Origin of the sequence: Bacteroides intestinalis, from assembly GCF_003464595.1 — a bacterium.
Lineage (GTDB): Bacteria > Bacteroidota > Bacteroidia > Bacteroidales > Bacteroidaceae > Bacteroides > Bacteroides intestinalis_A.
Window position 1 is genome coordinate 216,247 of record NZ_QRZF01000001.1, and the last position, 14,196, is coordinate 230,442.

At 41.4% G+C, this 14,196-nt stretch carries 13 protein-coding genes and 2 tRNA genes; 3 read left to right on the plus strand and 12 right to left on the minus strand.

Annotation, left to right across the window (positions count from 1 at the left end; all coding sequences use genetic code 11):
- Positions 1 to 54: 54 nt before the first annotated feature.
- Together DWW10_RS00790 and DWW10_RS00795 are read left to right on the plus strand one after the other, a co-directional pair.
- Positions 55 to 1,710: an AMP-binding protein gene (locus tag DWW10_RS00790; protein ID WP_118420693.1), complete on the plus strand. Its 1,656-nt coding sequence runs from the start codon at positions 55 to 57 to the stop codon at positions 1,708 to 1,710.
- Positions 1,711 to 1,848: 138 nt separating this feature from the next.
- A complete protein-coding gene (locus DWW10_RS00795; protein ID WP_118420694.1) occupies positions 1,849 to 2,046 on the plus strand; it encodes a DUF2007-related protein in 198 nt (65 codons plus the stop codon).
- A gap of 68 nt (positions 2,047 to 2,114) precedes the next feature.
- On the opposite strand, the gene DWW10_RS00800 is transcribed toward DWW10_RS00795, so the two are convergent.
- From DWW10_RS00800 to prmC, 12 genes are all read right to left on the minus strand, one after another.
- Positions 2,115 to 2,564 (minus strand): Riean_0653 family protein, encoded by a 450-nt coding sequence (locus DWW10_RS00800; protein WP_022394323.1) that lies wholly within the window; start codon positions 2,562 to 2,564, stop codon positions 2,115 to 2,117.
- A 5-nt stretch (positions 2,565 to 2,569) separates the two neighbouring features.
- Positions 2,570 to 3,214, minus strand: a complete 645-nt coding sequence (locus DWW10_RS00805) for a hypothetical protein (protein WP_022394322.1) — start codon at positions 3,212 to 3,214, stop codon at positions 2,570 to 2,572.
- 105 nt (positions 3,215 to 3,319) lie between these two features.
- The gene (locus DWW10_RS00810) at positions 3,320 to 4,999 is read right to left on the minus strand and encodes a beta-N-acetylhexosaminidase (RefSeq protein WP_022394321.1); all 1,680 of its coding nucleotides are present in this window, start codon (positions 4,997 to 4,999) and stop codon (positions 3,320 to 3,322) included.
- A 476-nt stretch (positions 5,000 to 5,475) separates the two neighbouring features.
- Positions 5,476 to 8,157 carry a leucine-rich repeat protein gene (locus DWW10_RS00815; protein ID WP_022394320.1) on the minus strand — a complete coding sequence of 894 codons (2,682 nt, stop codon included), beginning with the start codon at positions 8,155 to 8,157 and terminating at the stop codon, positions 5,476 to 5,478.
- Positions 8,158 to 8,284: 127 nt separating this feature from the next.
- Positions 8,285 to 8,368 (minus strand) — tRNA-Leu (locus tag DWW10_RS00820).
- 14 nt (positions 8,369 to 8,382) lie between these two features.
- A tRNA-Gly gene (locus DWW10_RS00825) sits at positions 8,383 to 8,455 on the minus strand.
- An 84-nt stretch (positions 8,456 to 8,539) separates the two neighbouring features.
- Positions 8,540 to 8,989, minus strand: coding sequence for a Rieske (2Fe-2S) protein (locus DWW10_RS00830; RefSeq protein ID WP_022394319.1), 450 nt, complete (start codon positions 8,987 to 8,989; stop codon positions 8,540 to 8,542).
- A 12-nt stretch (positions 8,990 to 9,001) separates the two neighbouring features.
- Positions 9,002 to 10,342, minus strand: a complete 1,341-nt coding sequence (argH, locus tag DWW10_RS00835) for an argininosuccinate lyase (RefSeq protein ID WP_022394318.1) — start codon at positions 10,340 to 10,342, stop codon at positions 9,002 to 9,004.
- A 25-nt stretch (positions 10,343 to 10,367) separates the two neighbouring features.
- Positions 10,368 to 10,778, minus strand: coding sequence for an SRPBCC family protein (locus DWW10_RS00840; RefSeq protein WP_022394317.1), 411 nt, complete (start codon positions 10,776 to 10,778; stop codon positions 10,368 to 10,370).
- A 97-nt stretch (positions 10,779 to 10,875) separates the two neighbouring features.
- Positions 10,876 to 11,514: an orotate phosphoribosyltransferase gene (gene pyrE / locus DWW10_RS00845; RefSeq protein WP_022394316.1), complete on the minus strand. Its 639-nt coding sequence runs from the start codon at positions 11,512 to 11,514 to the stop codon at positions 10,876 to 10,878.
- An 81-nt stretch (positions 11,515 to 11,595) separates the two neighbouring features.
- On the minus strand, positions 11,596 to 12,075 hold the full coding sequence (locus tag DWW10_RS00850) for a regulatory protein RecX (protein ID WP_022394315.1): 480 nt from the start codon (positions 12,073 to 12,075) through the stop codon (positions 11,596 to 11,598).
- Positions 12,072 to 12,908 (minus strand): peptide chain release factor N(5)-glutamine methyltransferase, encoded by an 837-nt coding sequence (gene prmC / locus DWW10_RS00855; RefSeq protein ID WP_022394314.1) that lies wholly within the window; start codon positions 12,906 to 12,908, stop codon positions 12,072 to 12,074. Before prmC ends, DWW10_RS00850 begins: the two co-directional genes overlap by 4 nt.
- A gap of 235 nt (positions 12,909 to 13,143) precedes the next feature.
- Here prmC and ribD point away from each other — a divergent pair, with 235 nt between their 5' ends.
- Positions 13,144 to 14,181 (plus strand): bifunctional diaminohydroxyphosphoribosylaminopyrimidine deaminase/5-amino-6-(5-phosphoribosylamino)uracil reductase RibD, encoded by a 1,038-nt coding sequence (gene ribD, locus DWW10_RS00860; RefSeq protein WP_022394313.1) that lies wholly within the window; start codon positions 13,144 to 13,146, stop codon positions 14,179 to 14,181.
- Positions 14,182 to 14,196 lie beyond the last annotated feature (15 nt).

Below are 14,196 nucleotides of genomic sequence, written 5' to 3' on the forward strand. Positions count from 1 at the left end.
AAGAACGGAGAACAATGAATGAAGCTTAGTTCTCAATTCTCAATTCCTATAATTATGGTAGAAAGATTTTTATCGCAAACCTCTTTCACTACACAAGAGGACTTTATCAAGAATTTTAAAACAAACGTACCGGAAAACTTCAACTTCGGCTACGACGTAGTAGATGCCTGGGCTGCCGAACAACCAGACAAACCTGCATTGTTATGGACTAATGATAAGGGTGAACACCAACAGTTTACATTTGCCGACATGAAACGCTATACGGACATGACAGCTTCGTATTTCCAAAGCCTCGGCATCGGTCATGGCGACATGGTAATGTTGATACTGAAACGTCGTTTTGAATTCTGGTTCAGCATCATAGCTTTACATAAACTTGGTGCTGTCGTTATTCCTGCCACTCACTTGCTGACCAAAAAAGACATTGTATATCGCTGCAATGCTGCGGATATCAAAATGATTGTTTGTGCTGGTGAATCGGTTATCACGGATCATATTGTAGCTGCTATGCCTGATTCACCCAGCGTGAAGAAACTTGTCAGCGTAGGACCTCAAGTAGCTGAAGGATTTGATGATTTCCACAAAGGCATCGAGAATGCTGCACCTTTTGTAAAACCGGAACATCCGAATACGAATGAAGACATTTCGTTGATGTACTTCACTAGTGGAACTACAGGTGAACCGAAAATGGTTGCTCACGACTTCACATATCCACTGGGACACATTGTCACCGGTAGTTTCTGGCACAACCTGACGGAAAATAGTCTGCACCTCACTATTGCCGATACCGGTTGGGGAAAGGCTGTATGGGGCAAACTTTACGGACAGTGGATTGCCGGAGCAAATATTTTTGTATATGACCACGAGAAATTCACTCCTGCCGCCATTCTGGAGAAGATACAAGATTATCATGTAACATCTCTTTGTGCACCTCCCACTATCTTCCGTTTCCTCATTCACGAAGACCTGACGAAGTACGATCTCTCGTCTCTGCAATATTGCACTATTGCCGGTGAAGCTCTGAACCCTGCCGTATTTGAAACCTTCAAGAAACTGACAGGTATCAAACTGATGGAAGGATTCGGACAGACAGAAACCACCCTGACCATTGCCACTATGCCTTGGATGGAACCGAAGCCGGGAAGCATGGGATTACCCAACCCACAATACGATGTAGACCTGATAGACAATGACGGTCGTTCTGTGGAAGCCGGTGAACAGGGGCAAATCGTAATTCGTACGGATAAAGGTAAGCCGTTGGGATTGTTTAAAGAGTACTACCGTGATCCGGAACGTACACACGAAGCCTGGAATAATGGTATCTACTATACGGGAGACGTTGCCTGGAAAGATGAAGACGGTTATCTTTGGTTTGTAGGCCGTGCAGACGATGTGATCAAGAGCTCCGGTTATCGTATCGGCCCATTCGAAGTGGAAAGTGCCTTGATGACGCATCCCGCTGTAATAGAATGTGCCATCACAGGTGTCCCCGACGATATTCGTGGTCAAGTGGTAAAAGCTACCATCGTACTGGCTAAAGAATATAAGGGAAAAGAAGGTGAAGCACTTATCAAGGAATTGCAAGATCATGTGAAAAAAGTGACGGCTCCTTACAAGTACCCACGTGTGATTGAATTTGTAGATGAACTACCGAAAACCATCAGCGGAAAGATCCGTCGTGTGGAAATCCGGAAGAACGATACAAAATAAAGGAAAAAATATAAGGAATAGGCTACTTCTAAATCGTTTGCACCTTTTATGTTACTTTTTGATCAATTTGAGTTATTCTGTTTCCCGCAAACCGCTTACATTTGCGACCGGAAAGTACAACTAAAAGTTTTAAAGCACATGATTACAAGTAGAAAGATTTCTCAGATTAATGTTTTCGCAGGTAGCCCCTGGGAAGTGGAAAGTGTGAAGCAATTATTGAAGTCAGCTTATATCACTGCTTCAACAGAAGACAAAGGTTATGGCATTCACGTGTCTGTTCCTTGTCAGCAGTACACTGCCGCTATACGGGTTATCAGTAACCGAAAGGTTTTATAAGACTTAAGAGAAGACGAAGTGAAAAAGACTGCCCCTTGGAAACAATTCCTTCAGGGGCAGTTCTTATATCAATATACCGCTTCTCCACCTTCGGGCTTCTCACGATATTTTATATCAAAACGTCCCTCTTTGATACTCCCACCACTAAATGTGCCACTGATAATGGTTCCATCCATACGAGTAATATGGGCTTCGCCATCTTCTAAATCTTCTCTGCCGAAAGCAGCATCCGTATAAGTGCAGTTAGCTCCCTGACGAGGATTCACAAGCACCAAATGCAAACTGTTGAAGACTCCAATTTCTGCATCAATTGTAACATAATGATTTTCTTCATCGTTGAAAAAACTAACAGATGGGATGCTATACCGTCCACTGGAATATACCCAACCATCTATCAGGCAGCCTAACGTATTTTCACCGGTAGTTGTAGCTTTCGGCATCAATGTCGGGTCAACACTTTTATCCTCTTCACAGGCACAACAGCAAATCAACAGGAATAAAAATAATATTTTTTTCATAACGCTTAAAAATGATAGTTTAAACCGAAGAGTAAGGACAACTGACCGAAATAACCAGTACCGGTTTTCGGATTCTCTACATCCCACTTCTCATTATGATACTTCACTGAATAAGATTCGGAGCTGGATGCTAACCAATTCAATCGAGCAGAAGCTCCCCAATGACTCGTTAGGAAATACTCACCCGAAAGAGCCAGGTTACCGGCAAGCTTGCTCATAGATACTTTCCGTGGTTTGTCATATACCGTACTCTTATCGCGATAGAGTTGGTAACCGACCCCACCGGAAAATTGAAGTTGATAATGTTTTTGTACCATGGTTAAGGCTACCTGAGGAGCTACATAATGCATCAGAATCTTGTCTGCCCCGGTTTCATGCGTATTCTTATACGAACTTCCCTGATACAGAGCTCCTATTCCAAACTTCAGTTCCCTACCTACAATTTGTCCAAGGTAGTTAACGTCCCAGGCTACGCCTTTTCGTAAGTCACTGCGATAGGCATCTGCCCCATCAGTAATTCCCATAAAGCGCCCCAGATACCATGACGGGCCGGCATGAACAGAAAATGATGATCTTTTATCACCTGTACTCTGGGCGTACAAAGAGGTCGCCAATAAGACCCCAACAAGAAAACAAAGTAAGTCTCTCATAATAATTTGTATAGCGTCGTTTTCTTATAAATACCCCAAAATTGAAAGTACTGCATTCAAGTGATAACTATTTTTAATTAAAATAAAAATCATCGTATCCTTCTATCACCTCTTTCGCTCTATATCTTGTGTACGAAAGAATGCTTCAGAATATCGGGCTCCCCAAAGTTCGTAACGTTCAAATTGCATTTCTATCTTACGAGCGAAGTTTGTCCAGTCTTTCTTTTCTAATGGCGACCATACGTTCTCCGCCAGCGCTGACATACGTGGAAAAACAGCAAACTCAGCTTTCCAGGTGGTGGGAATATATTCCGTCCAAAGACATCCCTGTGCTCCCCAAACTAATTCTTGTTGCTGCGTTGTCAACGAATCCGGAACAATCTGAAACTCATAAACTTTCTCCAGAGATAGCGGTCCACGTGGACCAATTTCCGGCTGTATACGACTCTCTTTCAGATTGAAATACGACCAGGCAGAGCAAGTGAATATCGTACGATGGCCTGTTCGTAATGCCTTCTTCCCAAACTCCGGACGTCGCCAATTCATCACAACACAATCTTCAGAAATACCTCCTTCAAGAATTTCATCCCAGCCAATCAGAGTCTTGCCTTTCGCATTCACCACTCCTTGCACGTAATGGATAAAATAGCTCTGTAGTGCTTTTTCATCCTTCAAATTATGTTCCCGCATGAATTGTTGTGTCTCTTCGGACTCTTGCCACCAACGCTTGGCACATTCATCACCGCCTACATGGATATATTGTCCGGGAAAGAGATCGCACAATTCAGAAAAGACATCTTTCAAGAAATCAAAAACTTCCGGTTTAGGAGCCAGTACATTATTAAATTTATTGAAGATGCCCCATGTCAACGCTGCCTTTTTCGGTTCATCGGGTGTAGTACTGAACTGAGGATAAGTAGCAAGAACTGCCATACAATGACCGGGAATATCTATTTCGGGGATCACTGTGATATGCCTATCAGCAGCATAACGTATCACTTCTTTCACTTCTTCATGAGTATAATACCCACCATAAGGTAGTGGTTGGTATTTCCCCGGATAGAGTCCAAAAATTTCTCCCTCACGAACAGAACCTTTCTCCGTCAGCTCCGGGCGACATTTCATTTCAACACGCCAAGCTTGGTCATCCGTCAAGTGCCAATGGAAATAGTTGAGTTTATGCAGCGCGAGATAATCGATATACTTTTTAATGAACGATACCGGAAAGAAATGACGTACCACATCGAGATGCATGCCCCGATAGGCAAAACGGGGATAATCGTTAATCTGCACAGCCGGAAGGATAGGTAACACACCAGCACGGGTAGGTAACAATTGTATCAGTGTCTGCACACCGTAGAAAACGCCTGCTTCGTCATTACCCTCAATACGTATGCCTTCTCTTGAAGTTATCTCCAGTTGATAGCCACCAGAAATATCTCCGTTCTTCCGATTAATTAAACCGATACAAGGTGGTTCACCAGACTTCAGAGTGATGGGTTCTACCGCAGGAATACCTTTCTTCCGAGATTTACCCACCTTAGGAATTTCCGTTTGCAGCGGTATGCCGAGATAACGGTCCATATAATCCGCCAGATACGCAGCCGAAGATGCCAATGCAGGCTCCGACACACGAATCACCGTATTACGTTGGATTTGAAACTCTCCCTGTCCGGTCACGGTAGTTTCCACCGGCTCGGGAATGATGTTGAAAGGTTTCTCCTGTGCCTGCCCGGCAAGCGCAGTAAGGGCAAGGGTTGCAGTCATAATTTTCTTTAAGTACATAGATGATGATGATTTATACTGCAAATATAAGGCTTTTACGGAAAGCTGCTTAATAACTCACCCAGAATAAGGGAAAATTTTAAGTGATGCCTAAGGAAAAACATACTTTTACCTTAGGCATTTTACCTTTTTGGTACCGACAAATCTTCATCTTCCAATTGCGGGCCCGACAGTTTCCATATGGAGGCCCAGCAGCCCGCAGTTGGAAAACGGACAGCCAGCAATTAGAAAACGAAGTTTTGAACCGGTCATCCGGACATTTTCCTTTAAGCAAATCAACAAAAAGAATAGAGTAAATGCAAGTTTATCTACCTTCTACTTCCTACGCTGCTGCCTATAACACACAGAGCAGCTATCAATAAAGAGTTTAAAGCATAGCGGTATGAGATGTAGAGAGTAGAGAAGCAAGAAGATACCTAAAAGAGTAAAGCTCCATGAACAGATAGTTCACAGAGCTTTAAGATTGTTTTTTTTATTTATTCTTCCACTATATTTTTGAAAAACCTCCATCCATCTGCAATGCTATAAGCATTTTTACAGCCTCTGGGTACATATAGAACACATACACTTGTATCTACATTTTCAAAAACAGATGGATTCATACCAGATACAGATTTATATCCAATATGAATTTCTCTTATACGTGAACATCCCCAAAATACATAATCTCCAATACTAGTCACACTATTAGGGATTGTAATAGAAGTAAGACCGTAACAAGCCGAAAATGCACCTTTTCCAATACTTGTCACACTATTAGGAATAGTAACAGAAGTAAGACTTGAACAGCCCCAGAATGCATTAATACCAATTTTTGTCACACCTTTAGAAATAGTAATAGAAGTAAGACCTGAGCACCAACTGAATGCTTCCATGCCAATACTAGTCACACCGCCAGGGATAGTAATTGAAGTAAGGCGTCTACAGCACGAGAATGCCTCTATCCCAATGCTTGTCACACTGTTAGGAATCGTAATAGAAGTTAGGCCTGAACAACCAGCAAATGTCTCATTTCCGATAGTCGTTACACTATTAGGGAGCGTAATTGAGGTAAGGTATGAACAGTTATCGAATGCTCCATTTCCAAGACTTGTCACGCTATTAGGGATTGTAATAGAAGTAAAGTTTGAACTAGATAATGCCCTATCTCCAATATTAATCACACTATTAGGAATTGTAATAGAAGTCAGATTTAAACGGGACAATGACTCATCGCCAATACTTGTCACACTGTTAGGAATTGTAATTGACGGAATGTCTTCAGGACATTTTATTAGTGTCGATGCATTTTTATCATATAAAGCTCCATCTATAGATAAATATTTAGCATTGTTTTCATCCACATTAATAGAAGTAAGACGTGAGCACAGATAGAAGGCTATATCACCAATATTTGCCATATTGCCAGGAATAGCAATTGATATTTTACCCTCAGGGCACTTCAGCAGTGTCGACGCATTTTTATCATATAAAGCCCCATCTATAGATGAGTATTCAGTATTATCTTCACCCACATCAATAGAAGTAAGCTCTGTACAAAATTGGAATGCATTACTTGAAAGAGTTATTACCTTGTCAGGGATAGCAATAGAGGTAAGTCTTGAACAGCCCCCAAATGCATATTTTCCAATACTTGTCACACCGTCAGGCATAACAACAGAAGTAAGTCTTGAACATTCCCAAAATGCACCTTCGCCAATACTTGTCACACTACTAGGAATAATAATAGAAGTAAGATTATTACATAGTTGAAATGAGTAATACCCAAGTTTTGTCATATTCACTTCGGACAAATCCAAAACCTGTATTTTTTTCATTTTACGCAGAAATTCCGTATCAGTAGAGTTTAGATTTCCTGTAATCTTTAGTTTTGTGATTTCATCTTTCACAGAACTGTTAATCAACCTTGATAATGTACCTGCTGTTTCTACATGTATAACAGGAAGTGCTCCTTGCTGAATGATTTTAATATTCTGGCTAACTCCATTGCCAGAAGCAAAAGTAATATGGCTTGCTCTACTATCATCAGAAGTATTCTCTGCAATATTGAACTTAATTTTCTTAGTGGTCAAGGCTCTCGTATTCTCCACACATGAGATCCAATCCTTCCCATCATCAGCAATAGAAATCGTATAATCAATGTTAGAACTTAACTCCACTTCTATAGTTTTTCCCTTTGCATCAATTGTATATTCATTATTTCCAATAACGATAGCATCTTTTTGCACTTGTATGATGGTTAATGTATCGGCGCTTGCAGTATTATTCTTATCGAAATAGATAATTTGCGCAGAACGGCTGTCATAAGTCTCATTAGGATTGATAATATATTTCAGGGTATGGCTGGAAGCACCACGCACGGAAGCCTCATCATAAATCCAATCGACCTGTGGCATTTTTATTCCGTATTCTACATTACTTTTTATTTCTACGGTAATAGTTTCTCCTTTATCGCTTACTTCATATTTTTCTTTTGTCAATACTATGACTGCACCACCTGCCTGATAAACCTTTACGGTTTCTACATACTCTCCCTTTTTGAAGTAAATCTCACCTTCACGTTTCTCATATTCTTCATTTGCTGCAATAGAGAAAGTATGGTTATGAGTAGTTAAAGCACGTGTGTTAGTTTCAGTAATCCAACTTTTTGCCGTTTCTGAAATTTCCATTTGATAGTCAATATTTGACTTTACTTCTACATTAATAGAACCACCTTCTTGGACGATTTCAAATTTATCTGTGGTCACAAGTATCGCCTCTTTGCATTTTTGTATAATAGTGAAAGTTTGGCTTGCAGTTCCTGCCTTAATGGTTACAGACACACTTCGGTCGTCATAATCCGAATTATCAAGAGTAGTAAACTCAACTGACGCCTCACCTTTTTTACCGCTCGCAACCGATGCCGTACACCATGTTGAACCGCCCGTAGTGGAGGCTATATTCAGCGTCCAATCAGTATTAGTGGTGAAACTAACAGATTTTATACTTCCTTCTGCTGCAAAAGCCAAGCCATTTGTGATAATACTTGAATCAATAGTAATTGTAGGATTTTTATCAGGACCAAGATCATCCTGTTCATTACCATCACTGCAAGCTGCAAAATTTATACTAACAAGCATAGTGATTAAAACCAGTCCCAATAACCTAAATGTTCTCATAGTATTCTAACTTTAAATGTATAGTAGCGAGGGTATCTGATTCGGACTTCTATCTGGTATAGAAAGCAAAGGAGATGCCTAAAAGAAAAAGCTCCATAAATCAATGACTCATGGAGCTTTAAACAAGTACTCGAAGCGGGACTTGAACCCGCACAGCCGCAATGGCCAAAGGATTTTAAGTCCTTCGTGTCTACCATTCCACCATTCGAGCATCCTATAAAGGAGAGCGGAAAACGAGACTCGAACTCGCGACCCTAACCTTGGCAAGGTTATGCTCTACCAACTGAGCTATTTCCGCAGGTCTTTTTTGTAGAACGGGTGCAAAGATAAGGAGTTTCCCCGTTACAGCCAAATTTTTTACATAGAAAAAGTTGCTATTTTATCAGTTACGGACTTGTAAAGTAGTACCGGATACAGAAACCTTATAATGTTTCAGGTATTCCGTACCTTCTCCTGTGGGGAATCCACCACTGCTTAAATTATATTTGGTGTGGCATTTAGGGCATTCAGCAGTACCCAATCCATCTTCTACCAACTCGACTGAAACACTACGATTGGCTTCCACCGGACAGGCGGCATCATAAGCGACATAGGTATTGCCATCCGAATATACGCTTTGTCCTATTATTAATCCTGCATAGCCTACAGGTAATCCATTCACATTCTTATCTACCTTCAAGAATTGGCCGGGAGTCGTAATCTTATAATAAGGAGATTGTGAAAGACTGCATGAGAAATTAAAGCCAATAGAAGGGATGCTCGACTCGTATGAATCACCGCAACCGGCAACACACAGCCAAAGCATCCCTATAATTATACAGAATTTCCGCATACAATATTATACTTATCGTCCAAGCAAGGCTTTTTCAGCCACTTCCATCCCATGAAAATTAAAACCATCTACCACTTCTTGCATCAGTGCAGAGATTTCATCGTTACATAGATTGCCAATACTTCCTTCATGCGTATGATGCACTTGCTTACTATGTGAGAAGTTTCCGGCTTCAATATCCAATCCCACTTTCTTATAAGCATCCCGGAAAGGCATACCTTCACGTGCCAGACGATTTACTTCCTCCACACTGAAAATAAGCAGATACTTGTCATCATCAAGAATATGTTCATTCACTTTGATTTCATTCATGATGTAAGTCGTCATCTGCAAACAATCTTTCAGTTCCTGGAAAGCAGGCAAGAATACTTCTTTTATAATCTGCAAATCACGAAAATATCCAGAAGGCAGATTATTAGCAATCATCATGATCTGTTGTGGCAGTGACTGCAACTTATTACATTTAGCACGTGTCAGTTCAAAAACATCAGGATTCTTCTTATGAGGCATAATGCTGGAACCGGTTGTACAATCATCAGGCAACTTCACGAAACCGAAATTCTGACTATTGAACATACAAGCATCAAAAGCCAGTTTAGAAATAGTACCGGCAATACTTGCCAAGGCAAAAGCTACATTACGCTCCATCTTACCACGCCCCATCTGTGCATAAACAACATTGTAATTTAAGGAGTCAAATCCCAATAAACGTGTTGTCATTGTACGGTTCAGTGGAAATGAAGAACCATATCCGGCAGCTGATCCCAAAGGATTCCGATTACACATCTTGAATGCTGCCTGCAGGAAAAGCATATCATCTACCAGACTTTCAGCATAAGCACCAAACCACAAGCCGAAAGAAGACGGCATTGCTATTTGCAAATGAGTATAGCCAGGCATAAGCACATTCTTGAAACGCTCACTCTGGCATATCAGCACATGGAACAGTTGCTCCACCGCCTCAGCAATATCCTTGATCTGCTCACGCGTGAAAAGTTTCAGGTCGAGCAGTACCTGGTCATTCCGAGAACGGCCACTATGTATCTTCTTACCAACATCACCTAATTTACGCGTCAGCATTAACTCCACTTGCGAGTGTACATCCTCTACTCCCTCTTCTATCACAAACTCGCCTTTTTCAGCGGCTGCATAGATATTCTTCAATTCATCAAGCAGGAGACCCAATTCTGCGTTTGTCAACAGACCGATACTTTCGAGCATCGTGATATGGGCCATAGAGCCTATCACATCATGCTTTGCCAAGTAAAGATCCATTTCACGGTCGCGCCCCACTGTAAAACGTTCTATATCCTTATTTACCTGAACGGATTTCTCCCAAAGTTTCTGAGCCATTTATTTAGTGATTAATGATTAGTGATTAATACGGTATAATCGAAAGCATATCCGCCATTTTCTCTAATCCTTCCTGCAAAGGTTTCTGAACCATACCTTTCATAAAAGGATTCAATTCCATGCCGATGGTTAGCTTCATTTTACATTCAGTTTCTGTTACCGGCACAATCTGTATCCACAGATTAAAGGGCAGCGGCGAAGTGGTCGTGGCAAACTTGATACATTTACACGGGTCTTTCTCTACTATACTCAACGCTATCTTACCCACAGGAGCAACTTCTATCACCATACTCTCCGAATCAAAGCTCAAGTTCTTCACTTTATCTTCTGGCAAGCTGTCTTTAAACTTTTCCAGATTATTCAAATCGGATAATTTCTCATAAACAGCTTCCTGCGAGGCAGGTATTGTCTTCACACCACTTTCAAATTTTGTCATATTTTGAATCTCTTTAAAAGACAAAAAGAACTATCCGGACAGAATCTATCCGAATGGCCCTTTCGTCATATTATTTATTTTATAGAATAAACCGCTGTTACTTTCCAGCATCCCAATGTGCAGGGTCCTTACGCCATTCGTTCAGCGTTGCTATATCTTCTTCTTCTATATAACCCGTACGAAGTGCAACATCCAACACAGCCTCATAATTTGTCAGCGTTACCAAAGGAACCTTGGCATCTTTGAATGCTTTTTCCGCAACCGGGAAACCGTAAGTATATGCAGCTACCATACCGATAACTTCACATCCATCACGGCGTATAGCCTCTACAGCCTTCAGACTGCTTCCACCTGTAGAAATCAAATCTTCGACCACAACCACCTTCATACCCGGACGAAGTTCTCCTTCAATCAGGTTTTCCAGACCATGGTCTTTCGGGGTAGAACGTACGTACACAAACGGCAAGTTCAGCGCATCAGCAACCAAAGCCCCTTGAGGAATGGCACCTGTTGCTACACCGGCAATTGCATCCACCTGCCCGAAACGTTCCAATATCAAACGGGTAATTTCAATCTTTACAAAATTACGCAAGGAAGGATAGGAAAGAGTTTTGCGGTTATCACAGTAAAAAGGAGATTTCCATCCGGAAGCCCAAGTAAAGGGATTAGCCGGTTGTAGTTTAATCGCTTTTATCTTCAGCAACTTCTCTGCGAATAGTTTTTCTAAAGTTCTCATAACTAAATTAGCTATTTATAGTAAATATGGCACAAAAATACGGAAACTGAATGAGAATAAAAAAAAGAATAAAGAGATTTTTCACTCAAAGTCATCATTTTCGTCAGAAAGTTGTATACAATGACGAATATCTTTCATTTCGAACCCACGACTCAGAGCAAAACGCATTAACTTTCCATTCAACTCATATTCATTCTCCGCATGTACACTTTTACGTTTTGCAGCCAAAAGGCTATCTAAAATAGATAGGTATTCCTCCTCATCTATCTCATTCAAAAAACGCCGGCATACATTATAAGAAACCTTTTTCAGTTGGAGTGCCTGGGCTATTTTCACTTTTCCCCATTTCGCAAAGCGATACTTGTCATTGACAAAAGCCCGACAAAATCGTTCTTCATCAATATACTTTTCATCTTCCAGTCGTTTAAGGATACGATCAATGGCGTCGTACGGCAATCCCCAACGTTGTAGTTTCTCAGAAATCTCTGCACGACAATGCTCCGCTGTGGAGCAATAGCCTGCAACTTTACTTAAAGCCTCTGTTTCAGTAATATTTGTCATTTTTGCGCTATTACAAATCGATCATTATGGGAAATATCCTCTTGAAGACGAACAAAGCGATATCCTAATTCACGCATCATAAGCACGATGTCTTCTCCAAAAGTACGGTTAATTTCAAAATAAAGTTTTCCGTCAGGTTCAAGCATTTCAAGCCCCAACACAGCTATACGACGATAGAAACGCAAAGGATCTGTATCTGGTACAAACAGTGCCAAAGAGGGTTCCCAGTCCAGCACATTCCGTTCCATATCTTGTTTCTCTGCTTCAGTAACATAAGGCGGATTGCTCACTATCACATCATAACGTTCTGTTACACCGGGAGTATAAGCCAGTACATCACGCTGTTCAAAACAGACAGGTGCCTGTAAAGCCAGACTGTTAGCAGCAGCAATAGCCAAAGCTTCTTCAGACACATCCCAGGCAGTGACCTGTGTTCCGGGCAATTCTTTTGCCAAGGTGACAGCAATACAACCACTGCCTGTCCCAATATCTAAAATACGAGAAGTAGAAGAAATCTCTTTCAACATTATTTCCACCAGTTCTTCCGTTTCAGGACGTGGAATAAGAACACCGGAAGCTACCTGAAATGCTCTCCCCAGGAAACGTGCTTCTCCTAAAATATATTGTATTGGTTCAAAATTCCGTAAACGCCTGAGAAGGCTTTGCAATTCCTGTTCTGCTTTTGCAGATAAAGTTATATCTTTGCCCAAATAATAATCCACAACCGGCTGCCCCAGAATCTCGCAACAGATAAGTCTGGACAAATTTCCGGCTTCCTGCGGTGTATAATAATCCTGCAGTTCACGGCGGATATAAGAGGCAGTAATATTCATAAATGGATATTTTGGGGATTCTTCGTCAGTTCTATTACCGAACCAAGATGAGACCCGGTCCGTATCAAGTCCGTACCAAGTCCGTGTCAAGTCCAAGCGTATAGATACGGAGATGGTACGGACTTGGTAGACACCGGACAGGTATCGGGTATATCACCGGGAAACCTGTATCCCAAACAACGAAGAATCCATTTTGGAGTGCAAAAGTAAGAATTATCGTAGAAAGATAACACACATGGAAGAAGAAAAATATATGCGTCGCTGTATACAGCTGGCACAGAACGGATTTTGCAACGCAGCCCCTAATCCAATGGTAGGGGCAGTCATCGTATGTGATGGGAAAATTATCGGAGAAGGGTATCATGTACGCTGCGGAGAAGCGCATGCTGAAGTAAACGCCATTCGTTCCGTAAAAGACACTTCATTATTGAAACATTCAACAATTTACGTCAGCCTTGAGCCTTGTTCTCATCATGGAAAAACGCCGCCCTGTGCTGATTTGATTATTGAGAAACAAATTCCCCGCATTGTTATTGGTTGCCAAGACCCTTTTTCAAAAGTCGCCGGACGAGGTATACAAAAGCTAAAGGATGCCGGACGGGAAGTGATCGTAGGAGTGTTGGAGAATGAATGCCGATACCTCATCAGACGTTTCATCACTTTCCATACCTTACATCGCCCGTATATCACCCTAAAATGGGCAGAGTCAGCAGATGGATTCATTGATTTACACCGGAACGAAGGTAATCCTGTTATCCTATCCACTCCGTTGACTTCCATGCTGGTACATAAAAAGCGTGCAGAACATGCTGCCATACTTGTAGGTACACGCACTGCCGAACTGGACAATCCTTCCCTTAATGTACGCAACTGGTATGGACGTTCTCCCGTACGCCTTGTTATCGACCGAAAGCTGAGCCTGTCACCGACACTCCATTTGTTTGATGGCAGCGTACCGACACTCGTATTCACCGAACACTCCCATAATTCCCTACCCAACATAGAGTATCTTCCAATAAACTTCGAACAAGATATATTGCCCCAGATCATGCAAATTCTGTACGAGCGCAATCTCCAATCCCTTTTAGTAGAAGGCGGGAGTACCTTACTGCAATCTTTCATTGATACCAATCTTTGGGATGAAGCATTTGTCGAAGAGAGCCCCATTCACCTGATATCTGGTGTTAATGCACCTAAAATGAACGATAAAATTAGTTATGTCAACGAACAATATTTCAGTAGAAGTATACGGCATTACACTACGACAAAATAGTGCGAATCACCTCAT